27 protein-coding genes are annotated in these 24,749 nt (G+C 36.9%); 14 read left to right on the forward strand and 13 right to left on the reverse strand.

Annotation, left to right across the window (positions count from 1 at the left end; genetic code table 11):
* Nucleotides 1-63: 63 nt before the first annotated feature.
* Nucleotides 64-1,659: a phosphoethanolamine--lipid A transferase gene (locus tag P8M52_RS04490; RefSeq protein WP_300307910.1), complete on the reverse strand. Its 1,596-nt coding sequence runs from the start codon at nucleotides 1,657-1,659 to the stop codon at nucleotides 64-66.
* 67 nt (nucleotides 1,660-1,726) lie between these two features.
* On the opposite strand from P8M52_RS04490, the gene P8M52_RS04495 reads away from it, so the two are divergent.
* The 3 genes from P8M52_RS04495 to P8M52_RS04505 are packed head-to-tail and all read left to right on the forward strand — an operon-like array spanning nucleotide 1,727 to nucleotide 3,717.
* Nucleotides 1,727-2,401 (forward strand): TatD family hydrolase, encoded by a 675-nt coding sequence (locus P8M52_RS04495; RefSeq protein WP_300307913.1) that lies wholly within the window; start codon nucleotides 1,727-1,729, stop codon nucleotides 2,399-2,401.
* The gene (locus P8M52_RS04500) at nucleotides 2,401-3,138 is read left to right on the forward strand and encodes a tRNA threonylcarbamoyladenosine dehydratase (protein WP_300307916.1); all 738 of its coding nucleotides are present in this window, start codon (nucleotides 2,401-2,403) and stop codon (nucleotides 3,136-3,138) included. Before P8M52_RS04495 ends, P8M52_RS04500 begins: the two co-directional genes overlap by 1 nt.
* A gap of 24 nt (nucleotides 3,139-3,162) precedes the next feature.
* The gene (locus P8M52_RS04505; protein ID WP_300307919.1) at nucleotides 3,163-3,717 is read left to right on the forward strand and encodes a thioredoxin family protein; all 555 of its coding nucleotides are present in this window, start codon (nucleotides 3,163-3,165) and stop codon (nucleotides 3,715-3,717) included.
* Here the strand turns inward: P8M52_RS04505 and P8M52_RS04510 are convergent.
* Nucleotides 3,714-4,034, reverse strand: coding sequence for a DsrE family protein (locus P8M52_RS04510; RefSeq protein WP_300307922.1), 321 nt, complete (start codon nucleotides 4,032-4,034; stop codon nucleotides 3,714-3,716). The genes P8M52_RS04505 and P8M52_RS04510 overlap by 4 nt on opposite strands.
* A 116-nt stretch (nucleotides 4,035-4,150) precedes the next feature.
* On the opposite strand from P8M52_RS04510, the gene P8M52_RS04515 reads away from it, so the two are divergent.
* The 6 genes from P8M52_RS04515 (at nucleotide 4,151) to P8M52_RS04540 (ending at nucleotide 9,878) form a co-directional block, all read left to right on the forward strand.
* On the forward strand, nucleotides 4,151-6,025 hold the full coding sequence (locus P8M52_RS04515) for a DEAD/DEAH box helicase (RefSeq protein WP_300307925.1): 1,875 nt from the start codon (nucleotides 4,151-4,153) through the stop codon (nucleotides 6,023-6,025).
* Nucleotides 6,026-6,187: 162 nt separating this feature from the next.
* Nucleotides 6,188-6,391, forward strand: a complete 204-nt coding sequence (locus P8M52_RS04520) for a cold-shock protein (RefSeq protein WP_053951228.1) — start codon at nucleotides 6,188-6,190, stop codon at nucleotides 6,389-6,391.
* A 78-nt stretch (nucleotides 6,392-6,469) separates the two neighbouring features.
* On the forward strand, nucleotides 6,470-7,885 hold the full coding sequence (sbcB, locus tag P8M52_RS04525) for an exodeoxyribonuclease I (RefSeq protein WP_300307939.1): 1,416 nt from the start codon (nucleotides 6,470-6,472) through the stop codon (nucleotides 7,883-7,885).
* 79 nt (nucleotides 7,886-7,964) lie between these two features.
* Nucleotides 7,965-8,597, forward strand: coding sequence for an endonuclease III (gene nth / locus P8M52_RS04530; RefSeq protein WP_300307942.1), 633 nt, complete (start codon nucleotides 7,965-7,967; stop codon nucleotides 8,595-8,597).
* 8 nt (nucleotides 8,598-8,605) lie between these two features.
* Entirely contained in the window at nucleotides 8,606-9,025 is a 420-nt protein-coding gene (locus P8M52_RS04535; RefSeq protein ID WP_300307945.1) for a DUF1841 family protein, read from the forward strand.
* A gap of 4 nt (nucleotides 9,026-9,029) precedes the next feature.
* Nucleotides 9,030-9,878, forward strand: a complete 849-nt coding sequence (locus tag P8M52_RS04540) for a fructosamine kinase family protein (protein ID WP_300307947.1) — start codon at nucleotides 9,030-9,032, stop codon at nucleotides 9,876-9,878.
* Here P8M52_RS04540 and hisH read toward each other — a convergent pair.
* The 9 genes from hisH to folB all read right to left on the reverse strand — a co-directional run bounded on the left by hisH (nucleotide 9,875) and on the right by folB (nucleotide 16,297).
* Nucleotides 9,875-10,492: an imidazole glycerol phosphate synthase subunit HisH gene (gene hisH, locus P8M52_RS04545; protein WP_300307950.1), complete on the reverse strand. Its 618-nt coding sequence runs from the start codon at nucleotides 10,490-10,492 to the stop codon at nucleotides 9,875-9,877. The two genes, P8M52_RS04540 and hisH, sit on opposite strands and share 4 nt — an antisense overlap.
* 12 nt (nucleotides 10,493-10,504) lie before the next feature.
* Nucleotides 10,505-11,086 carry an imidazoleglycerol-phosphate dehydratase HisB gene (gene hisB, locus P8M52_RS04550; RefSeq protein WP_300307953.1) on the reverse strand — a complete coding sequence of 194 codons (582 nt, stop codon included), beginning with the start codon at nucleotides 11,084-11,086 and terminating at the stop codon, nucleotides 10,505-10,507.
* A gap of 13 nt (nucleotides 11,087-11,099) precedes the next feature.
* Complete coding sequence (locus P8M52_RS04555; protein ID WP_300307956.1) at nucleotides 11,100-12,125, reverse strand: aspartate-semialdehyde dehydrogenase; 1,026 nt, start codon at nucleotides 12,123-12,125, stop codon at nucleotides 11,100-11,102.
* A gap of 115 nt (nucleotides 12,126-12,240) precedes the next feature.
* Nucleotides 12,241-12,981, reverse strand: a complete 741-nt coding sequence (locus tag P8M52_RS04560; RefSeq protein WP_300307961.1) for a Nif3-like dinuclear metal center hexameric protein — start codon at nucleotides 12,979-12,981, stop codon at nucleotides 12,241-12,243.
* A 10-nt stretch (nucleotides 12,982-12,991) separates the two neighbouring features.
* Nucleotides 12,992-14,056, reverse strand: coding sequence for a histidinol-phosphate transaminase (gene hisC, locus P8M52_RS04565; RefSeq protein ID WP_300307964.1), 1,065 nt, complete (start codon nucleotides 14,054-14,056; stop codon nucleotides 12,992-12,994).
* Between the two features lies 1 nt (nucleotide 14,057).
* A complete protein-coding gene (locus P8M52_RS04570; protein ID WP_300307967.1) occupies nucleotides 14,058-14,810 on the reverse strand; it encodes a hydroxymethylpyrimidine/phosphomethylpyrimidine kinase in 753 nt (250 codons plus the stop codon).
* 9 nt (nucleotides 14,811-14,819) lie between these two features.
* A complete protein-coding gene (locus tag P8M52_RS04575) occupies nucleotides 14,820-15,440 on the reverse strand; it encodes a thiol:disulfide interchange protein DsbA/DsbL (protein ID WP_300307971.1) in 621 nt (206 codons plus the stop codon).
* A 16-nt stretch (nucleotides 15,441-15,456) separates the two neighbouring features.
* The gene (folK, locus tag P8M52_RS04580; RefSeq protein WP_300307974.1) at nucleotides 15,457-15,948 is read right to left on the reverse strand and encodes a 2-amino-4-hydroxy-6-hydroxymethyldihydropteridine diphosphokinase; all 492 of its coding nucleotides are present in this window, start codon (nucleotides 15,946-15,948) and stop codon (nucleotides 15,457-15,459) included.
* Nucleotides 15,941-16,297 carry a dihydroneopterin aldolase gene (gene folB, locus P8M52_RS04585; RefSeq protein ID WP_300307976.1) on the reverse strand — a complete coding sequence of 119 codons (357 nt, stop codon included), beginning with the start codon at nucleotides 16,295-16,297 and terminating at the stop codon, nucleotides 15,941-15,943. The genes folK and folB overlap by 8 nt, the downstream gene beginning before the upstream one ends.
* Nucleotides 16,298-16,342: 45 nt before the next feature.
* On the opposite strand from folB, the gene plsY reads away from it, so the two are divergent.
* Nucleotides 16,343-16,936: a glycerol-3-phosphate 1-O-acyltransferase PlsY gene (gene plsY, locus P8M52_RS04590; RefSeq protein ID WP_300307979.1), complete on the forward strand. Its 594-nt coding sequence runs from the start codon at nucleotides 16,343-16,345 to the stop codon at nucleotides 16,934-16,936.
* On the opposite strand, the gene P8M52_RS04595 is transcribed toward plsY, so the two are convergent.
* Together P8M52_RS04595 and P8M52_RS04600 are read right to left on the reverse strand one after the other, a co-directional pair.
* Complete coding sequence (locus P8M52_RS04595; RefSeq protein WP_300307982.1) at nucleotides 16,926-17,684, reverse strand: ABC transporter permease; 759 nt, start codon at nucleotides 17,682-17,684, stop codon at nucleotides 16,926-16,928. The genes plsY and P8M52_RS04595 overlap by 11 nt on opposite strands.
* 1 nt (nucleotide 17,685) lies before the next feature.
* Nucleotides 17,686-18,600 carry an ABC transporter ATP-binding protein gene (locus P8M52_RS04600; RefSeq protein WP_300307985.1) on the reverse strand — a complete coding sequence of 305 codons (915 nt, stop codon included), beginning with the start codon at nucleotides 18,598-18,600 and terminating at the stop codon, nucleotides 17,686-17,688.
* A 131-nt stretch (nucleotides 18,601-18,731) separates the two neighbouring features.
* Here P8M52_RS04600 and P8M52_RS04605 point away from each other — a divergent pair, with 131 nt between their 5' ends.
* The 4 genes from P8M52_RS04605 to P8M52_RS04620 are packed head-to-tail and all read left to right on the forward strand — an operon-like array spanning nucleotide 18,732 to nucleotide 24,744.
* Nucleotides 18,732-20,279 carry a dihydrolipoyllysine-residue acetyltransferase gene (locus P8M52_RS04605; protein ID WP_300307988.1) on the forward strand — a complete coding sequence of 516 codons (1,548 nt, stop codon included), beginning with the start codon at nucleotides 18,732-18,734 and terminating at the stop codon, nucleotides 20,277-20,279.
* Nucleotides 20,279-21,682: a dihydrolipoyl dehydrogenase gene (lpdA, locus tag P8M52_RS04610; RefSeq protein ID WP_300308059.1), complete on the forward strand. Its 1,404-nt coding sequence runs from the start codon at nucleotides 20,279-20,281 to the stop codon at nucleotides 21,680-21,682. Before P8M52_RS04605 ends, lpdA begins: the two co-directional genes overlap by 1 nt.
* 6 nt (nucleotides 21,683-21,688) lie before the next feature.
* The gene (locus P8M52_RS04615) at nucleotides 21,689-22,345 is read left to right on the forward strand and encodes a protein-L-isoaspartate O-methyltransferase (RefSeq protein WP_300307991.1); all 657 of its coding nucleotides are present in this window, start codon (nucleotides 21,689-21,691) and stop codon (nucleotides 22,343-22,345) included.
* A 23-nt stretch (nucleotides 22,346-22,368) separates the two neighbouring features.
* On the forward strand, nucleotides 22,369-24,744 hold the full coding sequence (locus P8M52_RS04620; protein WP_300307994.1) for an MMPL family transporter: 2,376 nt from the start codon (nucleotides 22,369-22,371) through the stop codon (nucleotides 24,742-24,744).
* Nucleotides 24,745-24,749 lie beyond the last annotated feature (5 nt).

A 24,749-nucleotide genomic window follows, 5' to 3' on the forward strand; every position in this document is an offset into this window, starting at 1 on the left:
AAAAATTCAAATATCACAACTGCTACAACTAATGCTATAGCAACAGTTGGAATACTAAAAAAATTACTCTTCATATGATAGATAATCCATATTTTTGTCATACACTGTTGACCTAATATTCATCAGTCCTAAGAGTGTATGAAACATGCCGTCATGTGTCGTAGAGCTTTTAACTGTTTTTTGTAGGTCTTGTTGATTAATTTCCTTTGCAAATTGATCGTCAAACCACATAATTGAGCTAACATGAGTTTGCTCTTTTGGTGCTATAAAATACGGCATGCCGTGCAAATATAAGTTATTTTCACCTAAAGATTCACCATGATCACTCATATAGAACATAGCAGTTTTATGAGTTTTTTGATTATTTTTCAATAGTTCAACCACTTTAGCAAGAAAATAATCTGTATAAACAATGGTATTGTCATAGGCGTTGTTAATTTGCTCGTTCGTGCATTCATTTAGTTGATTGGTTTCGCACACAGGTTTATATTTCTCAAATTCTGCTGGATAACGCTTGTAATAAGCCGGACCGTGACTGCCCATCATATGTAAAACAATCATAATATCCTGATTTTTACGATCGTCTATATATGACTGCAACCCAACCAGCATCCCTTCATCACGACATTCATTGTCACAAATGGTATTACTATTATTTGACTGATAGTCTTGATATTCAACTCGATCTGCAACACTCTTTGAGCTAGAGTTATTATCACGCCACAATACATTAACCCCTGCTGTTGATAAAACATCTAAAGCATTGCTCATATTTTTTCCTTGGGCATGAGAATAATCACTCTTAGTTAGCTTTGAAAACATGCATGGTAAAGATACTGCAGTATCGGTGCCACAAGAACTCATCTGGGAAAAGCTAATTACATCTTGCTGAGCAAGCAATGGATTGGTGTCTCTTTCATATCCATTTAATGAAAATCGGTCAGCTCTAGCGGTTTCTCCTGCGACAACAATGACTATTTTTTTACTCTTGTCATTCCTTTGAATAGTGGCATCTTGGCCAATGGTGACAAATGGTGCATTAGCGCTTTTAAACTGATTGCCAGTATACTTGCCGATTGCGTATAAGAAATAAGTTGGATTAATGTGCAATCTAAGTTGTTTATTTTCTCTCGCAAATGACGTATAAGCTTTTGAAAACAACAGTGTCACCAAAACAAATACCATAATTAGAACCACAATGGCTTTAAACTTACTCCACAACATTGAGGATATCGCTGTCTTTTTAAGCTCTAGTTTATAAACCCATATTGAAGGTAAAACACCTAATACCACAAAATATACGATTAACTTAAAACTAAACAGATCGAGTGATTCTGACAAGTTAGTTTCCAAGGTATTAACAATCATATTATCATCGAAAACAGTGCCGTAACTGTTGGCAAAGTAACTAACAACAGAAGAGGATAACAATATAAAAATTAAAATGGGCTTAACACTATAACGATAAGCTACTAACAACAAAAAAACTGACAAGAAGGAAAAGAGCCAAACTAGCAAAGAGACTACAAAACCAAGATTCTCAGAGAGCGGATAGACTACTATTGTCTCTGTAAAAAACTTAACATTGCCTGTTAAGGTTATAAACAATGAAACGATCAGTACAAGCGACGTAATGGAGATTTTCTGAGTAAAATTCATGTTTTATATCAAACGTAATAAATGTCGATTATTATATTACGTAATGATCTTTCTTAGAAGCCAACATATGATTAATTCACACGCACATTTAGATTTTGACAATATGAATTCAGTTGCAGAAAATGCAGTTGCTATTGTGCCTAGTATTGGCCAGCAAAATTGGATCGATGTACAAATGTACCCTTATTTTGCTTTTGGCATTCATCCGTGGATGGTTGAATCTCACTCACAGCAAGAACTTGACCATTTAGAGTATTTAATTAAATGCAATAATCCAGTTGCAATTGGTGAATGTGGACTAGATTACATTAAAGATATTGACAAAGAAACGCAACTGCATTTTTTTAATTCTCAACTGATAATGGCGGAAAAATACGATCTTCCTATAATCATTCATGCAGTCAAAGCTACTGAAGATGTTATCTTTCTACTAAAAAAATACTCAAAATTAAGGGGTGAAATTCACGGTTTTTCTGGCAGTGAATCTCAAGCCAAACAATTAACTAGTATGGGGTTTTATCTTGGTTTTGGTATGCAAATTCTTAATCAAAAATCAACCAAAATTCGACAAATTGTTAAAAACTGTCCGCTGGAATTTATATTGATTGAGACTGATGACCATCATAATCCGAATGATTTACAGCTAGTGGCAGAAGAGATTGCCAAGCTTAAGAAAATTCCAATAGACACTGTGACCACTCAATGTGATAATAATGCTATTTTATTATTTAACTTAAAATAATGGCTGGAAGTTGTGCGCGTACTGAAATACTACTAGGTCAAAACGGCTTGGCACGATTGGCCGAATCCCACGTGGTCATTGCTGGACTTGGTGGTGTAGGTGGCGCCTGTGCTGAAAGTCTGTGTCGAGCTGGCATTGGCACCCTGACTTTAATTGATTTTGACATTGTTGAAACAACTGACCTAAACCGACAAATTATTGCGCTTAACTCTACTTTGGGACTCAAAAAGGTAGATGTATTGGCTGATAGGTTGCATGATATCAACCCAACGACTGTTATCATTAAGCGCGATGAGTTTATTGATCGAGAGAAGGCTCAATTAATAGCTCTGAATGAGGACTATCATTTTGTGGCAGATTGTATCGATGCAATTGCCTATAAAACCGTCCTAATAGATAGCTGTAATAAATCAGGCATGGCTATTATTTCAAGCATGGGTGCTGGCGGCAGACTGGATCCAACACAAGTGAAAATTTCGCGCATGGATAAAACTCAAAACTGCGCTCTAGCTAGGGAAATGCGCAAACAACTTAGAAACATCCGCGCCTCAATGAAATTTCCTGTAGTGCATTCTACTGAATTACAAATTAAAGCCTTGCCACATAAAGCAGTTACTGAGACAGATACAGCGCCAGCTGGAAGACCTAGAGCTGTAAATGGTGCAATTTCCTATATGCCCAATATCTTTGGACTCATGATGGCAGGCCATATTATTCAAACTTTATTAAAATCTTGACATAATTTAAACAAGGAAATACTTATGGTTAGTACTGAAACACCTATTTGTGACTTTAATTCACCGGCAGTTAATTTTGAACTAAAGGGTGTCGATGGAAAAACTCACACTCTAGAGAGCTGCAAAGGCGAGAAAGGCTTATTAGTTATGTTTATTTGTAATCACTGTCCTTATGTAAAGGCGATTATTGATCGAATCATTCGTGACACTGGAGAATTAAAAGCAATGGGCTTAAATACGGTGGCCATTATGTCGAACAACCCTGATGAATATGAAGCGGATTCTTTCGAAAATATGAAAAAAATAGCTGAAGAAATGAATTTCCCTTTTCCTTATTTGATCGATGAAACACAAGAAATCGCTAAATCCTATGGCGCAGTTTGCACGCCTGATTTTTTTGGCTATAACAACAAACTCGAATTACAATATCGAGGTCGTCTAGACGCATCACGCAAAGAAAGCGCAGCTGAAGATGTTAAACGTGACCTTTTCGATGCAATGAAACAAGTGGTCATTAACGGCAAAGGTCCGTTAGAACAAATCCCATCAATGGGCTGTTCTATTAAGTGGCTCGACTAAAAGGTGAGCACCTTATCAGAGTGCTTAATAATTGTATGTAAATCATCCAAGGTAGACATTGAACAAAAATTGGAGGATTTAGATTGTCTAATCTTTAGACATGTTCCGCAGGCAAATATTTTGCCACCTTGATCGACAAATTCTTGCATTAGTTCTGTAATCTTAAACTGGCCATTATCCAATGTTTCACTCTCTACACCCTTTGCCAATAAAAACACTTGAACTACCTCATTTTTACCTAAGGAAAAAACACCAATTCTGAATGCATTAAATACAGTTTCAGGATCATTAGAATAGATAATCATTCCAAGCTTCATCACAACCTCCATAAAGTTCGTATCTTATTAAGATTGTACGCCTAATTAATATAATAAAAAACTGATATAACATAGTTAGCGTATAATTGCGTTCTTTGCCTGTCTTATAAATCCGCATGTCTGAACAAAAAACTGATAATCAATCACAAAAAACATTTAATGATTTAGGTCTTTCCAATTCGATTCTAAGTGTACTAGATACTATTGGATATGAAACCCCTTCTCCGATTCAGGAGCAGTGTATCACTCATCTTTTAAACGGCGAGGATATCATTGGTCAGGCGCAAACAGGTACTGGAAAAACAGCTGCTTTTGCTCTTCCGTTATTAGATAATATTGATCTTAACTTAAATGCGCCTCAGCTACTCATTTTAGCGCCAACACGTGAACTGGCTATTCAGGTTTCAGAAGCCGTTCAAACTTATGCACGTGGCATGAAGGGTTTTCATGTGCTGCCAATTTACGGTGGACAATCTTATGATGTTCAACTGCGTCCTTTAAAGCGCGGTGTTCATTGTGTAGTAGGAACGCCTGGTCGTGTGATGGATCACATCAAAAAAGGCACTTTGAAGTTAGAAAACTTAAAGTCATTTGTACTAGATGAAGCCGATGAAATGTTAAAGATGGGCTTTATTGACGATATTAAATGGGTAATGGAGCGCATTCCTGAACAACGTCAAATTGCACTTTTCTCTGCTACCATGCCAAGTGTGATCAAGCGTGTTGCTGAAAAATTTTTAAACAAGCCTAAAGTTGTTCAAGTCAAAAACAAAACTGAAACAGCGCCAACTATTACTCAAAAATACTGTCTAGTTGGCGGCTTACAGCAAAAACTTGACGCACTAACTCGAATTCTAGAAGTGACAGAGTTTGACGCGATGATTATCTTTGCGAGAACCAAAACTTTGACAGTTGAATTAGCAGAGAAACTTTCAGCTAGGGGATTTACTGCTGAGGCGATAAATGGCGATATTCAGCAAAATCAGCGTGAGCGCTTGATTAATAACTACAAAAAAGGCAAGATTGACATTCTAATTGCAACTGACGTTGCGGCTCGTGGACTAGATGTACCACGTATTTCTCATGTAGTGAACTATGATATTCCTCAAGATGCAGAAACTTATGTACACCGAATTGGTCGTACTGGTCGAGCTGGACGCGAAGGTGAAGCAATTTTATTTGTCACTCATCGTGAGCGTCGTATGCTTAACAATATTGAGCGTGTAACACGTCAAAAAATTGAGCCTATTGAGCTACCTACTGCAAAAATCATTAATGAAAAACGTATTGACACGTTTAAGAAAAAAATAACAGAAACTATTAACAATCAAGATTTAAGCATCTTCGAAAAACTTGTTACTGAGTTTCAAGAAGCTAACGAAGACAGTTCGCATCTTAAAATTGCAGCAGCGTTGGCACATATTGCACAAGGTAACGAGCCTTTACTATTGTCTGAAAAAGAGCCAAGCTTTGGCAGAGATCAAAAACCAGGTGAAGAGAAAATTGTACCAGTAGAGGCAACTCCGCTAAAAGATCATCCGCAAATTCCAATGCGTCGCTATAAAATCGAAGTGGGCAATAGTAACAATATTAAGCCGGGAAATATTCTCGGCGCCATTGCTAATGAAGCAGATATGGATAGTGAATACATTGGCTCTATTCAAATTTTTGATCATTTTTCGACTGTTGATTTACCAGATGAAATGCCCAAAGAAATATTTGAGGTGTTGAAAAAAACAACAGTTAATGGCAAGCGCTTGAATATTGCTGAATTAACCGAAAAAAACAACAAGGCAACCGTTGGTGGCTTACAAAAATCTAAACGAAACTTTGGCCGTAAGAAGTTTTCTAAAGACTCGCGTGGTGGCAACCGAGGCTCTAGAGATGGCGGTCGAGGCTCTAGAGATGGCAGAAAAGGTGGTGGAGATAACAAGGGTGGCGGTCGTAATAAACCTAAATTCTCACGCTCTAAACCTAAAAACAATTCTTAAACATTAAATTTAACCTGTTAACAGGTGTAAAGTACGTTAAAATGCACGTGCTGGTAAAGTATACAGCTGCTATTTATATTGTTTTGACTGATGGTTTCATCCTCTCTAAGTTATAAATGTGGTCTATTTTTACGGTATTTTTTTAAACTTATAGGAGACATCATGTCTACAACAGGAAAGGTTAAGTGGTTTGACGCAAAGAAAGGTTTTGGTTTTATTGAGCAAGAAAGTGGTGACGATGTATTCGTTCACTTCCGTGCTATCCAAGGCGACGGTTACAAGTCACTAGAAGAAGGTCAAGAAGTAGAATTTGATTTAGAAGATGGTGCTAAAGGTCCACAAGCGGCTAACGTACATCCTCAGTAACTTTATAGTTATTTGAATTCAAAAAACCCAGCTTGAACGCTGGGTTTTTTATTGTCTAAAATTCGTTAAAATAGACTCATGAAAACATACTATTGGTACGACTACGAGACTTTTGGAATCAACCCAAAGACAGATCGAATTTCTCAATTCGCTGGAATTAGAACAGATGAAAATCTTAATATACTAGATGAGCATATGTTTTATTGTAAACCAACTAATGACTGTCTACCATCGCCAGAAGCCTGCAATGTAACAGGAATAACACCTCAATTGTGCGCTCAAAAAGGCATGATTGAGCACGAGTTTATTAAGAAAATACAACTTGAGTTTGCCACGCCAAACACCTGTATTGCAGGCTATAACTCAATCCGATTTGATGATGAATTTACCCGTTACACCTTGTATCGAAATTTCATGGACCCTTATGCATGGCATTGGCAAAATGGCAATACACGCTGGGATATATTAGATGTAGTTCGAATGTGTTATGCACTAAAAAAAGACAATAGTCTTAAATGGGTTTATGATGATAACGGTAAGCCTATTTTTAAATTAGATCGACTTTCCCCTGCTAATGGAATTGAGCACGCCAATGCACATGATGCTCTCGCTGATGTGCGTGCAACCATAGCACTTGCTAGAATTATAAAATCCACGCAACCAGGATTATTTGACCATGCATTTAAATTGCGAGAAAAGAAATTTGTTGAATCCAGTCTTAACTTATTTGAGCCTATGCTGCACACTTCTGGCATGTACCCAGCAGATAAGTCGTGTACACGTCTTTCTGTAGCACTTGCCTACCATCCTCAATATAACGATCGGGCTATTGTCTTTAATTTAGATCAAGATCCGTCAGTATTACTAGAAATGAGTACGGATGAGCTCAGAACGCTTACGTTTACCAAGCAAGCAGAATTGCCATCAGGTGTTAATCGGTTACAAATTAAAGATTTGGTTTTTAATAAAAGCCCAATGTTTGTCACTAATATTTACAAAATCGATCCAAAAATTGCGGAACAATTGCAAATTAATATGGAGCTTTGCCTTCAACACCTCACTTTTATTAAATATAATCAAGTTGCCATTGAGAAAGCGGTTCAAGATTTATACAGTAATAATCAAGATTTTTCTGATAACAATGACGTTGACCAATCTTTATATGGTGGGTTTATGGATAATACTGATAAACGTATCGCCCAACAGCTACAAACACTCAGCATTACCGAACTCAAGAATTTCCATCCAAAGTTTAAAGATGAAAAGCTTGCTAATTTACTCATCCATTTCAAAGCTAGGAATTATCCTGAATGCTTAACTGATGATGAAGCTGAAAACTGGTTTGAAATAGTACAAGGTAGAGTTCAAGCTGGAGAAAATGGTTATCTTTCAATTGATCAATATTTCCAACGTATTAATATTATGCGTGAACAGTATCCACAAAAAGAATCGCTTTGGCAACAACTCGAAAGCTATGGAGAATCTTTCTTTTAAGTTTTTTCAGCTCGTTTTGCTATTTATTTAGATTTCAGGTATAATCTTTGGCTATTGAGAAATTAAGCAAAAGAGAAGAATGAACGCTGAGACTCGTTTCGAAATGTTTGAAAGGTTACTGAAAAAGATACCTAACCCTACAACAGAACTAAACTATGAAACACCCTTTGAGCTACTGGTAGCAGTTACTTTATCTGCTCAAGCAACAGACAAAAGCGTCAACAAAGTTACTGATAAATTATTTCCTATTGCCAACACCCCTGAATCTATCTTTGAGTTAGGTGAAGATACTCTTAGAGATACGATTAAAACGATTGGATTATTTAATTCAAAAGCCAAGCATATTATTCAAGCTTGTAAAATTTTAATCGACAAGTACGATTCAAAAGTACCTGAAACACGCAAAGAATTAGAAGCATTACCAGGTGTTGGACGTAAAACAGCAAATGTTGTTCTTAATACTGCTTTTGGTCATCCGACAATTGCAGTTGATACACACATCTATCGTGTTGCTAATCGCACTGCAATTGCTAGTGGAAAAACAGTGCTTGAAGTTGAAAAAAAATTAGTTAAATTTATTCCTGATGAATATCGAGTTCCAGCTCACCATTTAATGATTCTACATGGTCGCTATACTTGCAAAGCGCGCTCTCCATTATGTACAGAGTGTATTTTATTAGACTTGTGTGAATACGAAGAAAAAAACCTATAGTCTGATCTGTGCTCTATACTCAAAACAGGACTGAGCAACGAAAATTTTTAGCCAAAGCCTGGCAGAAGTTTTTAGATAAAAAAATTCTTGACCCTTTAGAAGATCAACTAACACGAGTGATTGAAATTCATCCTGAATATCACACACTTATTCAAAATATTGAATCTGATTATTTCCCTGAACAAGGAGAGGTAAATCCCTTCTTGCATATTAATTTACACCTATCGCTTAGAGAGCAGCTTTCTATTAATCAGCCTCATGGCATTAAAGAAATTTATCAAAAAATTTTAAATAAATGTAGTGATGTGCATGAAGCAGAACATCAGATGATGGATTGCATTGCAGAGATGATTTTTTCTGCGCAAAAAAATAATGCAGCGATGGATCATCAAGCCTATATTCGTTGCCTGGAACAAAAGTCCAATTAATAATATGACTGTTCCATTAGAAACACTAATCGAACAGCATCTAAATCATTCAATAATTAGTAAAAATTCTATTGGCACAGGGATCTTTGAAGCTTATAAGATAACACTATCTAATGGCCAAACATACTTCGTTAAATACCAATCAACCTCATCACAACAGCTAATAAATGAGGCTAATATGTTGCGCATGTTGGGCGGCACAATATATACACCCAAGGTATTAGCAAATTGTAAACACTGTTTAATTCTTGAATGGATTGAGGAGCGATTTAAACAATCCAATCAAGCGCAATTAGGAAGGGACTTAGCATCCCTACATAGAATTACACAAGATTATTATGGTTTTAATGTGGATAATCACATTGGCACTACTCCTCAATTAAACGCGTCAGACAAACATATTAATAATTGGATAGATTTTTTTTGGAACTATCGATTGCTATTTCAAATCAATCTGGCAAATACCAATGGACATTTAAATCGCGTTGATTATCAATCTTTGATGGCTGTTAAAGATACCCTACCAAGCTTGATAGATATTGATATTACTCCCGCCCTACTTCATGGTGATTTATGGTCAGGCAATGTGATGAGTACAGATTCCGGACCTTGTTTTATTGATCCAGCTTGTTATTTTGGTCATCGTGAAATAGATTTTTCGCTCACCTTTATGTTTGGCGGATTTACCGAAGAGTTCTATAGCACCTATGAGCAAGAATTCCCATTTGACCAAGGCTTTGAACAAAGAAAGCCTTTGTATATGCTGTACCATTATTTAAACCATTTGAATATTTTTGGCAGTGGATATCATGCCAACGTTATGAACTGTGTTAGCCAATTAAAAGCTAGCTAGATCTTCCAATTAACAAAGTTAGTTAGCAATTGTAAGCCATCATGTTGAGACTTCTCAGGATGAAACTGAACGGCAAACATATTATCTTTCGCCACCGCACAAGTAAAATCCATTCCGTAATTAGTGACACCGGCAACAACTGCAGCATCAGCTTCGGAGACGTAATAGCTATGAACACTATAAAATCTGGAATTATCGTCGATATTGTGCCAAAGCGGATGGGCTATCGATTGTTTAACAGTGTTCCAGCCCATATGTGGAATTTTTAATTCATTTTTTTCAAACTTGACCACATTTCCAGGAATGATTGATAGTCCATCTGTACCATTATTCTCTTGAGAATGATCGAATAAAAGTTGTAATCCCAAGCAAATTCCTAAAAAAGGCTTTTCTTGTGCAGATTTTTTAATAACATCAACTAGTCCGTGCTCATTAAGTGCCTGCATGCAAGCGCCCATTGCTCCTTGTCCGGGAAAGACGATACGATCTGAACTGCTTATTAAATTGGCATCATTTGTAAGAAATATCTGATCATTTGGAGCGACATGCTCAATGGCTTTTTGCACACTGCGCACATTGCCCATGCCATAATCGACAATTGCAATACTTTGCATAATTATAAACCCCTACAAAGAGCCTTTAGTTGAAGGAATAATTCCTGCTTGACGTTCATCAGGTGTAATTGCCATTCTTAACGCTCTGCCAAACGCCTTAAAGATGGTTTCTGCTTGATGATGTGAGTTAACCCCTTTTAGATTATCAATATGTAGTGTTACCAAAGCATGATTCACAAAGCCAGTAAAAAACTCAGAGAATAAATCTACGTCAAATGTTCCAATTAAGGCGCGAGTAAATCTTACATTTAAATCCAAACCTGGACGACCAGAAAGATCCAACACAACACGAGACAACGCTTCATCTAATGGTACATATGAATGCCCATAACGAGTAAATCCTTTCTTATCGCCAACAGCTTGAAAAAAAGCCTGGCCAAGTGTAATGCCGATATCTTCAACACTATGATGATCATCAATTTCAGTATCGCCATCACATTTAATGGTTAAGTCCATTAAACCATGGCGAGCTATTTGATCAAGCATGTGATCTAAAAAAGGCACGCCTGTGTCAATATTAGCTTTGCCTGTTCCGTACAGGTTAAGTTCAACTGTAATATCAGTTTCGTTGGTTTTTCTAGATACTTTAATCATGTTTATTATCTTTTTATAAATACTCTTTAATCAAGATTTCAGCGATTTGAATAGTGTTTAACGCTGCACCTTTACGAATATTGTCAGAAACTACCCATAAGTTTAAACCTTTCTCATGAGAGATGTCTTCACGAATACGACTAACAAACGTATCATCATTGTTAGTTGCCTCAACAAACGGTGTTGCATAACCACCGTCTTCACGTTTATCCATAACAGTCACACCATCAGCTGTTGATAGAATTTTGCTCGCCTCTGCTGCCGTAATTTTGGTTTTGGTTTCAATATTAATCGCTTCAGAATGACCATAAATAACTGGAACACGAACTGCAGTTGGGTTAACTAAGATGCTTTCATCTTCAAAAATCTTTTTAGTTTCCCAAACCATTTTCATTTCTTCTTTGGTATAGCCATTCTCTTGGAATACATCGATGTGAGGTATTACATTAAAAGCAATTTGCTTTGGATACACGTCAATATCAATATCAGTATTACCACCTAATAATTTTGCTGATTGATCTGTCAGTTCAGAAATGGCTTCTTTACCTGAACCTGATACAGCCTGATAAGTAGCAACATTAATACGCTCAATGCCTACTGCATCATAGATTGGCTTCAATGCTACTAACATCTGAATCGTTGAGCAGTTGGGATTAGCAATGATATTACGTTGAGTATAACCAGCAATCGCATGTGGATTAACTTCTGGAACCACCAATGGGATATCTTCATCACGTCTAAAGTGCGCCGTATTATCAATAACAATACAACCAGCTTCTGCGGCAATAGGAGCGTATTTTTCAGAAATACTGCCACCTGCTGAAAAGAGGCCAACTTGCGCTTGTGAAAAATCAAACTTATCTAAATCTTGAACCGTCCAGCTTTTACCCTGACAAAAGACTTTTTTGCCGGCAGAGTTGGCGCTTGCCAATGGATATAGATTGTCAATAGGAAAATTTCGCTGCTCTAAAATTGAAAGGATAGTTTCGCCCACAGCGCCTGTTGCGCCTACAACGGCAACATTAAATTTCTTACTCATAAGTTTAATAAATTGAAAATTATAAAATCATAGTTATTATACTCGATTTTATAAAATAACATTCAGCCTAAAAATTAGGCCAACTCTTTGAGTTTAAAGCTATTTAGAGTAATTATTAAACAATATTATCAATATCAATATATTGATAATCTAATGAATATTTTTGACTTAAATGCTGACCTAGCGCCTGCACACCATATCGCTCGGTAGCGTGATGCCCTGCAGAAATAAACGCAATGTCATTTTCTTTAGCAATGGCAGGAATTTGTTCGGAAATTTCTCCGGTAATAAAGCAATCAGCATGACTATCAATAGCATGTTTAATATAGTTTTGAGCACCACCACTACACCAAGCCACTTTGTTCATTTTCTTATCTTGGGTGCCAAAAGACAAAGTTTGGCGTGATGTTGCACATTCAATAATATTACAAAGCTCTGTAAGAGTAGCGCTTGATTCGCCTTCCCATACCAAGGTGTCACCAATCGGCCGAGGGTTTTTAAGATTGAATAATCGCGCCAATTGCGCATTATTCCCAACAATTGGATGCGCGTCTAATGGCAAATGATAAGCAAATAAATTAATATTATTTTCCAGTAAAGCTTTAATGCGATTTTTCTTTATACCGGTAAGGGTTTGCACCTCACCCTTCCAAAAAAAACCATGATGAACCAACAGCGCGTCAGTCTTTTCATCAATTGCTCGATCAATCAAATCTTGGTTGGCACTGACACCAGAAACAATGCTCTGAATATCTGTTTTTCCTTCAATTTGAAGTCCATTTGGACAATAATCATTAAATTTAACAATATTTAAGTATTTATTAATATATTTTTCTAAGGTTTTATTGTCAATCATTGATGTCGCCTTACAGAGTGTAAAACTGCTTTACTATTTGCATAAATAACTGATTTTGATCATTATCACCTACGGTTACACGCAAACAATCAGTTAACTTTGGTGCACTGCTAAGATTTTTAATCAATACGCCATTCTCTTTTAAATAATCAAATAATTCTTGTGCTCTAGGCGCCTTAAATAAAATAAAATTAGCTTGTGAAGGATATACAGTTAAGCCAGACACCCTCTCTAATTCTATTAATAGTAGCTGGCGCTGTTCAATAATGATTGCTGCATTTTTATTAATTTCTGCCTTTTCTGTTAATAAAAAATTAGCACTCACTTGAGTCAAGGTATTGATGTTATAAGGTAGGCGTAATTTATCTAACTCTGCGACTGTTTCTTGAGCGCCCACTAATAAGCCCAATCGCAAACCTGCAAACCCGATTTTGGACACTGTGCGTAATACAACTAAATTTGGATATTTAGCAATATCATCTATAAAACTGTCGCCCGCATAAGCATAATAAGCTTCATCCAAAACCACCATAGCATCGGTGGACTGAATAATAGTTTCAATCTCTACTCTATCAAATGTATTGCCCGTTGGGTTATTGGGATATGCAATAAAAATTAGCTTAGGGTTATGCTTTTCAATAGCTTGCAACATGAGTGCTAAATCTAATTGATAATCTTTGGTTAGTGCCACACCCTGATAATTTAATCGTGTAAATTTTGCAATCATGTCATACATGACAAAACTTGGCTCAACACTTAAGATTGTATCATTGGTTTCGCAAGCCAATGCCAAAAGCTGGATTAATTCATCTGAGCCATTACCTAACAAAACACCGAAATCATCAGCAATATCCATTAGTTGTCGTAATGTCTGATTTAATTCCTCAGCACCTGGATTTGGATAACGATTAAGCTCACTGTCAGCCAAATAAGCCAAATATTGACCAATTAAATCATCAGGCAAGGGAAAAGGAGACTCCATGGCATCAAGTTTAACCATGTCGCCTGATGGGGGTACATGATATGCGTTAATCGCTTGAATGTCAGATCTTAGCCAATTATTTATAAAACTCATATCAAGGGGTTATTCTATTGGGATGATATTGTATTTTACCTATTCGTTTGGCATTTAACAAAGTTTGGTATGTGTAGTCTAAAGCACGCTTAACAGCTATATGCATCTCAATTTTTGAAGCTATTAGCGCACTAATAGCACTTGATAGTGTGCAGCCAGAACCGTGATAATCACCAGGTAATTTGTGATAAGAAAAACATTTAAATAATTTACTCTGATGGTAAAGCCGATGCTCAATCAATTGTTCAGAGGTGTCAGTTGTTGTCAACAAAACCCATTCACAAGGCAGTGAAGCGATAGCCTCTTGCTCACTCAATCCTGGTGCTAGAGCCTTTAATTCAGCAACATTTGGGGTTAATAAACTCACCTTTGGCAGCAATTCTTGTTTCAATGCTTGAATAGAGTCTTGTGTTAATAATTCGTCTGTCGTACTGGCTTTAATAATAGGGTCAAGCACAATCCAATGGTTTGTATTTAGCCAACTTGCGATTGTATTAATTTGCTTAGCAGATGATAGTAGACCAATCTTAACAACATTCATTTGAATATCATCAGTCAACATGTCCAGCTGTTTTTTGATGAATTGATCATCCACTGCTTGGACAGCACCAACTTGCTGTGTATTTTGAGCAGTAAGCGTGGTAATAATGGGCAGAGGTGTCACCCCAAATTGATTAATGGTTTCAATATCGGCAGCCATACCAGCGCCACCACAAGGGTCAAGACCAGATAAAACTAAGACGCAATCAAGCACAAAGATTATTTATTTAGATTCTTTTTCGATTAAATAATTGACCACTTTAAACATTGCTAATTCACCACCTGCATGAGAAGCGTCAGTCCAGTATTTACCGTTAACAACAATAGCAGGTACGCCTGAAGTGTGATATTTCACTGTATTAAGCTTAGATTTATTAACCTTAACTCTCACAGAGAAAGACTTAAATGCATTATTTGCTTTATTTTTATCAATGCCATGATCACCTAACCAGTTAACAAAATCACTTTGAGTAGTAAAGGCTATTTTTTGTAAATGAATAGCGTCAAACAATTTACCATGTAGGCGCTCAACCTCACCAAGCTGTTCCAACACATAATAAAAAATTGCGCCGTTAACCCATCGATCAGAAAAAACAGCAGGTTGACGGATGAATACCGCATTATTTGGCAAAGTCTTAACCCAATTGTTTAATACTGGCTCTACATTGAAACAATGCGGACAGTAATACCAAAACAACTCTCTAACTTCGATTTGCTCTTTTGTTGTCGTCTTAACTGGCTTATCAAGTTTTATATAATGCTCACCCTCTGTATAAGAGCCTGCAAAAGCAAACATTGAAAGATTTAACAACAGTACAGACAAAATAAATTTAATTTTATGCATAAGTTTCTCCGGAATGCTAAAGGATTTTTTCAATATTATACTGCGATAATTCGAATTGGTTTTTGCTTTGAAAGGCCTGCCAAAGCTGCTGGTAAGTTTTTCTCTCAATTGGATGAATGTCATTGCCACTTAGTTGAGCCAGTGGCGCCAAAACAAACGAATATATCATAATATCATCTCTAGGTAGGTTCTGCTCTGGCGCAATAATGTCATCATAAATAACCAAGTCCAAGTCAATGATTCGAGATGAAAATTTAGGCTGAGATCGATCTCGGCCAAAAGTTTTCTCAATACTCTTTAAGACTGCATTTACATCTTCAATACACAGCTGTGTCGTCGCATTGACGCCTACATTGTAAAAGTCATCGCCATCAAATCCTGCGGAAGGCGACTCAAAAATATCAGAAATCTTGATGTCAGAAAAATTCAGTTTCAAAAAATCAATAGCGCCCACAATATTCACTTCGCGATCTTGGTTTGAGCCAATATTAATATGAATTTTAGCCATTTTTATAGCGATTAATAATAACGCCTACACCCTGTGCACCGGTAACAGCTTTGCCTTTGTTGAGCGTCAGCTTAACCTTTTCAACCGTAAACTCGTTAAGAATAATTTCGCAAATTCTTTCAGCAAGCGTCTCAACCAACTGAAACTCACTATTTTTAACAAAATCAATTAAGCGCTTTGAAACCGCCTTATAGTCAAGCGTCTGGTCAATATGATCAGTCTTACTTGCAGGAACAATATCAAAACCCATTTCAATATCTAACGTGATATCTTGACGAATTTCACGTTCCCAATCATAAATACCAATAACACAGTCAATTTTTAATCCTTGTATAAATACAATATCCATAGTAACATTTTGAGCAATTAAACTCTTTTAAAAATTCAAGCCACTATGTTACCCGAGTTCTCTTTTGCAATCATCCTTAGCTATCTTATTGGCTCCATTTCAACTGCCATCCTTGTTTGTAAAGCGCTAAACTTACCAGACCCAAGAACTCAAGGCTCTAATAATCCAGGTGCAACCAATGTTTTACGTATTGGCGGCAAGAAAGCGGCGGCTATTACGTTAGTTGGTGATGGTCTTAAAGGTGCCTTACCAGTAGCAATCGCCCTTTATGTTGGGTTTGATCTAACAGATGCTACATGGGTCGCATTAGCTGCGTTCTTAGGGCATGTGTATCCAATATTTTTCGGCTTTAAGGGTGGCAAGGGTGTCGCTACTTTTTTAGGCGGGTTATTTGCATTAGGTTTAACAATTGGTGCTAGCTTTGCTTTGATCTGGGTTTTTGTTGCCAAAGTATTAAAGATCTCCTCTTTGTCAGCATTAATCGCTACTTTACTAACTCCTGTATTTTTCTTTTATTTAAGTAACAATAATCTTCATGCGACTTATATCATCACTATCATATGTCTCTGGATTTTTTACACTCATAGAAGCAATATTAAACGCATACTTTCAGGTAGAGAAGATTCGATTAAGTCTTAATATTAATCCCTCTTTTTAATAAATAATAAGCAACAGTTGCTAGGATTAAAATCATTGACAGCAATACAACTATTGATATAGAAAAATCAGTGGTAGAACTCCCCAAAAATCCCATTCTGAAGCTATCCACCATATAATAAATTGGATTGAACTTACTCATCATTTGCCAAAACTCTGGCAGGATATCAACACTATAAAACATACCGCCTAAGTAAGTCATTGGCATCAATATAAAGGTCGGAACAATTGAAATATCATCAAATGATTGAGCAAAGACTGCATTAATAAATCCAGCCAACGAAAACAAAACAGCCGTTAATAAAAAAGTAATTAGCACAACCCAAATACTGTGTATTTGCAGGTCAACGAAAAAAGATACCGCAATAAAAACACCAAGTCCCACCGTAAATCCACGTGCAATACCGCCAGAAATATAGCCCAATAAAATCACCCAATAAGACACTGGGGAGATTAATAACTCTTCAATACTATGGTTAAATTTAGCCAAAAAGAATGATGAGACTGTATTGGCATAAGCATTTTGAATAACGGTCATTAAAATAATACCAGGAATAATGAAGTGTAGATAATCCACTCCTTGCATTGGCCCGATACGCTCGCCCATCAAGCCACCAAAGATTAATAAATACAATGAAGTCGTGATAATGGGTGGAAATATGGTCTGCACCCAAATTCGTGAAAATCTTAAAATCTCTTTAACAACAATTGTTTTGTATGCAATCCACATGCTAACCAGCCTTTGAAGTTAAGCGTAAAAATAAAGTCTCTAGTCGATTTTGCGCACTTCTAACATGCTCAATTTCTACACCTTGTTTACTTAATTCATTTAAAGCAGAACTAATATTGATGCCATCTAAAATAACCTGAAGTGAGTAGTCATCTAGTCTTTTAGCTTCAAAGCTAACTTCTGGCAGAACAGCAGGCAAAACTTTAGCGCTTTCTAAGATTAACACTTGCTGTGAAACTTTAGCTAACAATTTCTTCATGCTACTTTGCTCAATGATTTGACCCTTATCCAAAATAGCAATATTACGGCATAAAGACTCAGCCTCTTCTAAATAATGAGTTGTGAGAATGATTGTCATCCCTTCGGCATTTAACTCCTTTAAAAACGCCCACATGGATCGACGAATCTCAACATCAACACCTGCACTAGGCTCATCAAGAATTAGAATTTTTGGCTGATGGATTAAAGCCCTTGCCAACATTAAACGTCTTTTCATGCCGCCCGATAATGACTTAGCAATATCTTGGCGTTTATCCCAAAGCTCTACTCGCCTTAACAAGGATTCAGCCTTAATTTTAGCCATTCGATGACTAATGCCATAATATCCTGCCTGATTAATTAAAATCTCTTCAATTGGCTCAAATGGATTAAAGTTAAATTCCTGCGGCATAAGTCCAATCATGCGTTTTACATTGTTAAGCTGTGTAGCTTGATTCATTCCCAACACATTCACCTCACCAGAAGTTTTATGCAACAACGAGCAAATAATGCCAATCATGGTGGTTTTTCCAGCGCCATTACTACCTAAAAGTGCAAAGAAATCACCTTGAGCTACGGTGAGATTAACTTGTGATAATGCCTGAACATTATTAGCATAAGTTTTGGTTAGATCTGAAATTAATAGTGCATTTGGCATTTAACAAAAGTCCAATAAGAAAATAAATCAAGCTGACAAAGATAATATCAAAAGTATTTTAACATTTATCTCCTTTTTACGCCTATTTTTGCGATAATTATCATCTTTAAATGAGTAGTGAAATTTACATTATGTCTGCGATAAAAAATATAGAATTACCTGATATTGGTGACTTTGATGAAGTTGAGGTTATTGAGATTTTAGTGAATGTTGGCGACACAATTGAAGTTGATGATAGCATTATAACTTTAGAAAGCGATAAGGCGTCAATGGAAATTCCAACACCTAGTGCTGGTGTTGTTAGTAGCATTAGTGTGAATATAGGCGATAAAATCAAACAAGGTGATGTTGTTATCGCCATAGAAAGTGCCGAAGAAAACGCGACAGATAACAATTCTGCTGCTGCAGAAATAGATGCTACTACAGAATCTAGCACTCAAATTATGCCTGTTATAGTGCCTGATATTGGTGACTTTGACGAAGTTGAAGTAATTGAGATTCTTGCCAATGTTGGCGATGAACTTTCAGAAGAAGATAGTATTATTACACTTGAGAGTGATAAGGCATCAATGGAAATTCCAACACCAGTTGCTGGAAAGGTTGTTGAAATCAATATTGCTTTAGGTGATAAACTCAGCCTGGGTGATTTAATTCTCAACATAGAGACAACTAACTCTGGTTCGGTAGCAATTGAAACTCCGATAGAAACAACACCTGTACAAACACCTGTAACAGCTCCAACTCCAGCAGTTAAGAAAGTTGAGACAGCACTAGATCAATCAATTTCAACCTTACCAAAGGGTGAATCTCATGCCTCACCTTCTATTCGCAAATTAGCAAGAGAGCTTGGTGTTGATCTTAGCACAGTATCAGGCACTGGCCCAAAAGGCAGAGTGCTTGATGAAGATTTAAAGAGCCACGTTAAACAAATTATTACCTCGGGTGGAACAGGTGCTGGATTGCCAAAAACACCGGTTATTGATTTTTCTAAATTTGGTGACACGGAAACACTGGCCTTATCAAGAATTAATAAGTTATCAGGCAAACATTTGACTGCATGCTGGCTAAACATTCCTCATGTAACTCAGTTTGATGAAGTTAATATCGACCAAATGGAGAGCTTTAGACAGGAGCAAAAGGCCAAAGGGGTTAAACTAACGCCATTAGTATTTATCATGAAAGCTGTAGTTCAAGCGCTAAAGAATCACCCTCGTTTTAACGCTTCTTTAGATGAATCTGGCGAAAACCTTATTATTAAAAAGTACTTTAATTTAGGTATTGCCATGGACACACCTAATGGTTTAGTTGTGCCGGTGATCAAAGATGTTGGCGGAAAATCATTAACCGATCTTGCCACAGAATTAGCGCAGACTTCAGCCAAAGCACGTGACGGCAAGCTTAAGCCAGCAGACATGCAAGGCGCAGGATTTACCATTTCTAGTCTAGGAGGTATTGGTGGTACGCAATTTACCCCGATTGTAAATTCTCCAGAAGTTGCTATTTTGGGCGTTTCAAAATCACAAATGAAACCAATCTGGGACGGCAAAAACTTTATCCCAACTTTAACTTTACCATTAGCTCTATCATACGACCACCGTGTCATTGATGGTGCACAAGGCGGACGCTTTATGGCTGATCTAAACTCAATTTTAAGCGATATCAGAGAGATTTTATTATGATTACTAAAACCCAAGTTGTTGTTATTGGATCTGGTCCAGGTGGCTATACAGCTGCATTTAGAGCAGCCGATCTGGGCAAAGAGGTAACCTTAATTGAGCGCTATGAAGCGCTGGGTGGTGTTTGTTTAAATGTTGGTTGCATCCCATCAAAAGCGTTATTACATACAGCTGAGGTTATCAACGAAGCCAAAGAGGCGTCGCATCTTGGTGTTACTTTTAACGAACCTGATATTAACATCGATAACGTGCGTGGCAACAAAGAAAGTATAGTATCTAAACTAACAGGCGGAATCAAAGCACTTGCCAAAGCAAGAAAGGTTAATGTGGTTACTGGCTACGGAAAGTTTATCTCTAATAACCAAATTGCTATCAATGACAGTGATGAAATTATAGAATTTGAACAATGCATTATTGCCGCAGGTTCACGTGTCACCAAAATTCCTGCATTTCCATTTGATGATCCGCGAGTTATGGATTCAACAGATGCACTAGATTTAGAAAATATTCCAGAGCGTCTATTGATTGTTGGCGGCGGTATTATTGGACTGGAAATGGCCACTGTTTATGCTGCGCTTGGTAGTGAAATAACTGTTGTAGAATTATCAGACCAATTGATTGCTAGTGCTGATAAAGATATCGTCAGCCCATTATTTAAACGTATTAAAAATCAATACGCTAATATTTTCTTGAGCACTAAAGTTGCTAGCATGGAAGCATTGGACGAAGGAATTAAAGTTGGATTTGAAGGTAAAAAAGCACCAGAATTCGACACCTTTGACAAAGTGTTAGTTTCAATTGGTCGCAGTCCTAATGGTCAATTAATCGATGCCAACAAGGCTGGGGTTGAAGTTGATGATTGGGGATTTATTAATGTTAATAAACAAATGAAAACCAATATTGATAATATTTATGCCATTGGTGATATTGTTGGCCAACCAATGCTTGCACATAAAGCTGTGCATGAAGCAAAGGTTGCTGCTGAAGTGATATGTGGACATAATTCAGGTTTTGACGCACTCACTATTCCATCTGTTGCCTACACCGATCCCGAAGTGGCTTGGACAGGCAAAACTGAAAAAGAACTTAAGGCAGAAGGCGCTGACTACGAAGTAGGTAAGTTTCCATGGGCAGCTTCAGGTAGAAGTTTAAGTATTGGCAGAAGTGAAGGTGTATCAAAAGCGCTATTTGACAAGAAAACAGGTCGAATTTTAGGCATGGGAATTTGTGGAACCAATGCAGGGGAACTGATTGCCGAGCCTACGCTAGCCATTGAAATGGGTTGCGATATGTCAGATATTGCGCTAACCATTCATGCACACCCTACTTTATCTGAGACCACTGCATTTGCCGTTGAAATGGCAGAAGGCACAATTACTGATTTACTACCTCCAAAAAAACGATAATATATTATGAACATCTCTCAAGCCAGAAAAAATGCTATTGATAATCAGATCCGTCCATGGGGCGGTTTAGACTATATTGCCAACAACGCTCTCAGAGACATACCTAGAGAGAATTTCGTACCCGAGAACTACAAGAATCTTGCTTTTGCTGATATAGAAATTCCTTTAACTGACAAATCAAAGATGCTCTCTCCAAAAGTAGAGGGTCGTTTACTTGATGCACTAGACATTAAAAAGAACGAAACTGTTTTAGAGGTGGGTACAGGTAGTGGCTATTTAACTGCAGTGCTATCCAAACTCTGTCAATCGGTTACCAGTATTGAAATTAATGAAGAACTAAGCAATTCTGCTCAACAAAGAATCAATGATCTTGGTATTTCCAACGTTACTTTGGAAGTTGGCGATGCCTCAAAAGGCTGGCGACGTTCTACTGATTTTTACGATGTAGTGGTTATCAGTACATCAGTACCAAAGATCACTGGGCGCTTCTTTCACTTGCTAAATGTTGGTGGACGAATTTTTGTTGTTGAGGGGACAGGAAAAGCAATGAGTGCAAAAATTATTACTCGACTTAGCGAACACAAATGGGATACGAAATCATTGTTTGAAACCCAACTAGATGTCATGCAAGGTTTAGAAACGGCAGCAAAATTTGAATTTTAATCCAACTTAAATCATCCGATTACATGAATACATTTTTTGATTTTGTTTTAAAAAAATCTATTTTAGGCATAACCCTGCTATTAATTATTGCAGGGTTTTTTGTCTCTCAAATTCCAAATTTTCAGTTTGATGCCTCTTCAGACTCTTTAGTACTTGAAGGCGATGACAATCTAGCATTCTACCAACGCATAAAAAAGAATTATGGCTCTGATGATTATCTAGTTATCTCTTACCAAGTTAAGAATAACTTACTTGATCCGCAACAACTAACTCATTTAGCAAATTTTAAGAGTGATTTAAAAAATATTAAGCAAGTTGAGTCGGTTACTAGTATTTTGGATGTGCCACTTTTCCGCTCACCACCATTATCATTAAGTGATTTAGCTGGAGAAAACATAACCATCGAAAATGGGAATGCCAATCTTTCACTTGCCATTAATGAATTTAAATCTTCGCCACTATATGGAAATAACTTAGTCAGCAAGGATGGGCAAACAACAGCTATTCTAATAACTTTAAAAGACAACCAAAGATTTATAGAGCTTAGGGAAACGCGTGACGCAATGCGTGTTGAGCGTACAAATAACAATCTAGATCCGAGTCAATTAGCCAAGCTTAAAAGCATAGAAAGACAAGTCCTGCGTAATACAAGCACGCAAAACAACCAACAAGCTCAAACGATTGCTCAGATTCGTGCGCAAATTATTAAATATTCTGACAAGGCCAGTTTATTCTTAGGCGGCTTGCCAATGATCACTACTGATATTGTTAGTTATATTAGTAGTGATTTAATCGTCTTTAGTTTGGCGGTTATCGGCTTAATGACATTGGTTTTGGCAATCATCTTTAAGGGATTGCGTTGGGTTGTCATGCCAATTGCCATTAGCATTACTGGCGCATTAATAATGACCGGCCTGCTAGCATTCTTAGAATGGAAAGTGACTGTTATTTCGAGTAATTTCTTCTCATTATTACTGGTCATGACTCTCTCAGTGATTATTCATCTGGTGGTTCGATACCGTGAATTAGCACAGCTTGATCCTAATCTTGATTCGCAACAACTGATTAAAAATACATTAACACAAATGTTTAAACCTTGCTTGTTCACTACACTTACTACTTTTGCGGCATTTATTTCGCTACTAATTAGTGGCATTCGCCCTGTTATTGACTTTGGCTGGATGATGTCAATAGGTGTTACTATAGCGTTAACTCTTTCCTTTCTGGCATTTCCAATGGTTATGTCGCTACTACCTAAACCAAAGATTGCCGCACATAAAACTGAACTAGGATTTACTACCGCTTTAGCTAAATTTGTTGAACGTTTTGGCAATCACTTATTGGTGGCTCTTGTTGTGTTTATTGCCATTGCGGGTATTGGTATTAACAAACTTAGCGTGGAAAATCGTTTTATTGATTACTTCAAAGAAAGTACGGAAATCAACCAAGGTCTCACATTAATTGACAAAGAGCTTGGCGGCACAATTCCTTTGGAAATTGTCTTTGAAGATTTAGCAGAAGACTATTGGTATGATGAAGACTTGCGTAACGAAGTGCATGCAATACATAACTACCTTGATAGTTTGAAAGAAACTGGGAAAGTCTTATCCATTGACACGCTAATGAGCATCTTAACCGAAGCCAATAATGGTGAGCCGCTTAATGGTTTTTTCTTAAACATCGTCCGCAGTCAAATTCCTGAATCAGCTAAAAAACACGTGTTAGATCCATATATTTCAGAAGATAGTGGGCAATTACGCATCGTTGTTCGCATTCAAGAAACTAATCAAGATTTAAAAAGAGATGAACTAATCAATAGAATTAATCACCATATCTCTGATGAATTTGGTTTTCGCCCTGAAAGTTTCCGTCTCAGTGGCATGTTAGTGCTTTATAACAATATGTTACAAAGCTTATTTGACTCTCAAATAAAAACCATTGCTGTTGTCTTTGGTATTATTTTCATTATGTTTTTATTTGTGTTTAAATCTGTGAGCTTGTCCATATTAGCTCTAATTCCAAACACCTTACCATCACTCTTCATTTTAGGCATTATGGGTTTGGCCAATATTCCACTTGACTTAATGACTATTACCATCTCAGCCATTGCCATCGGTATTGGTGTAGATAATGCTATTCACTATATTCACAGATTCAAGGATGAATTCAAAAAAGATGGTGATTATACGAAAACCATGTATCGTTCCCATGCAAGCATTGGTTTGGCCATGTTCTACACTTCAATTACGGTTGCTCTTGGATTTTTAATTCTAGCGCTATCCAATTTTATTCCAAGTATCTATTTCGGTGTTTTTACTGCCATTGCCATGTTAAGTGCACTAATAGCGAATTTAACACTATTGCCAAAACTCATCTTAATGGTCAGGCCAAAAATTTAATATTT

The sequence above is a fragment of the Candidatus Thioglobus sp. genome (assembly GCF_029243085.1).
GTDB lineage: Bacteria > Pseudomonadota > Gammaproteobacteria > PS1 > Pseudothioglobaceae > Thioglobus_A.

Coding starts and splice junctions, on each gene's coding strand:
- P8M52_RS04490 (WP_300307910.1), bottom strand. CDS start 1,659: ATGAATTTTACTCAGAAAATCTCCATTACGTCGCTTGTACTGATCGTT.
- P8M52_RS04495 (WP_300307913.1), top strand. CDS start 1,727: ATGATTAATTCACACGCACATTTAGATTTTGACAATATGAATTCAGTT.
- P8M52_RS04500 (WP_300307916.1), top strand. CDS start 2,401: ATGGCTGGAAGTTGTGCGCGTACTGAAATACTACTAGGTCAAAACGGC.
- P8M52_RS04505 (WP_300307919.1), top strand. CDS start 3,163: ATGGTTAGTACTGAAACACCTATTTGTGACTTTAATTCACCGGCAGTT.
- P8M52_RS04510 (WP_300307922.1), bottom strand. CDS start 4,034: ATGAAGCTTGGAATGATTATCTATTCTAATGATCCTGAAACTGTATTT.
- P8M52_RS04515 (WP_300307925.1), top strand. CDS start 4,151: ATGTCTGAACAAAAAACTGATAATCAATCACAAAAAACATTTAATGAT.
- P8M52_RS04520 (WP_053951228.1), top strand. CDS start 6,188: ATGTCTACAACAGGAAAGGTTAAGTGGTTTGACGCAAAGAAAGGTTTT.
- sbcB (WP_300307939.1), top strand. CDS start 6,470: ATGAAAACATACTATTGGTACGACTACGAGACTTTTGGAATCAACCCA.
- nth (WP_300307942.1), top strand. CDS start 7,965: ATGAACGCTGAGACTCGTTTCGAAATGTTTGAAAGGTTACTGAAAAAG.
- P8M52_RS04540 (WP_300307947.1), top strand. CDS start 9,030: ATGACTGTTCCATTAGAAACACTAATCGAACAGCATCTAAATCATTCA.
- hisH (WP_300307950.1), bottom strand. CDS start 10,492: ATGCAAAGTATTGCAATTGTCGATTATGGCATGGGCAATGTGCGCAGT.
- hisB (WP_300307953.1), bottom strand. CDS start 11,086: ATGATTAAAGTATCTAGAAAAACCAACGAAACTGATATTACAGTTGAA.
- P8M52_RS04555 (WP_300307956.1), bottom strand. CDS start 12,125: ATGAGTAAGAAATTTAATGTTGCCGTTGTAGGCGCAACAGGCGCTGTG.
- P8M52_RS04560 (WP_300307961.1), bottom strand. CDS start 12,981: ATGATTGACAATAAAACCTTAGAAAAATATATTAATAAATACTTAAAT.
- hisC (WP_300307964.1), bottom strand. CDS start 14,056: ATGAGTTTTATAAATAATTGGCTAAGATCTGACATTCAAGCGATTAAC.
- P8M52_RS04575 (WP_300307971.1), bottom strand. CDS start 15,440: ATGCATAAAATTAAATTTATTTTGTCTGTACTGTTGTTAAATCTTTCA.
- folK (WP_300307974.1), bottom strand. CDS start 15,948: ATGGCTAAAATTCATATTAATATTGGCTCAAACCAAGATCGCGAAGTG.
- folB (WP_300307976.1), bottom strand. CDS start 16,297: ATGGATATTGTATTTATACAAGGATTAAAAATTGACTGTGTTATTGGT.
- plsY (WP_300307979.1), top strand. CDS start 16,343: ATGTTACCCGAGTTCTCTTTTGCAATCATCCTTAGCTATCTTATTGGC.
- P8M52_RS04595 (WP_300307982.1), bottom strand. CDS start 17,684: ATGTGGATTGCATACAAAACAATTGTTGTTAAAGAGATTTTAAGATTT.
- P8M52_RS04600 (WP_300307985.1), bottom strand. CDS start 18,600: ATGCCAAATGCACTATTAATTTCAGATCTAACCAAAACTTATGCTAAT.
- P8M52_RS04605 (WP_300307988.1), top strand. CDS start 18,732: ATGTCTGCGATAAAAAATATAGAATTACCTGATATTGGTGACTTTGAT.
- P8M52_RS04615 (WP_300307991.1), top strand. CDS start 21,689: ATGAACATCTCTCAAGCCAGAAAAAATGCTATTGATAATCAGATCCGT.
- P8M52_RS04620 (WP_300307994.1), top strand. CDS start 22,369: ATGAATACATTTTTTGATTTTGTTTTAAAAAAATCTATTTTAGGCATA.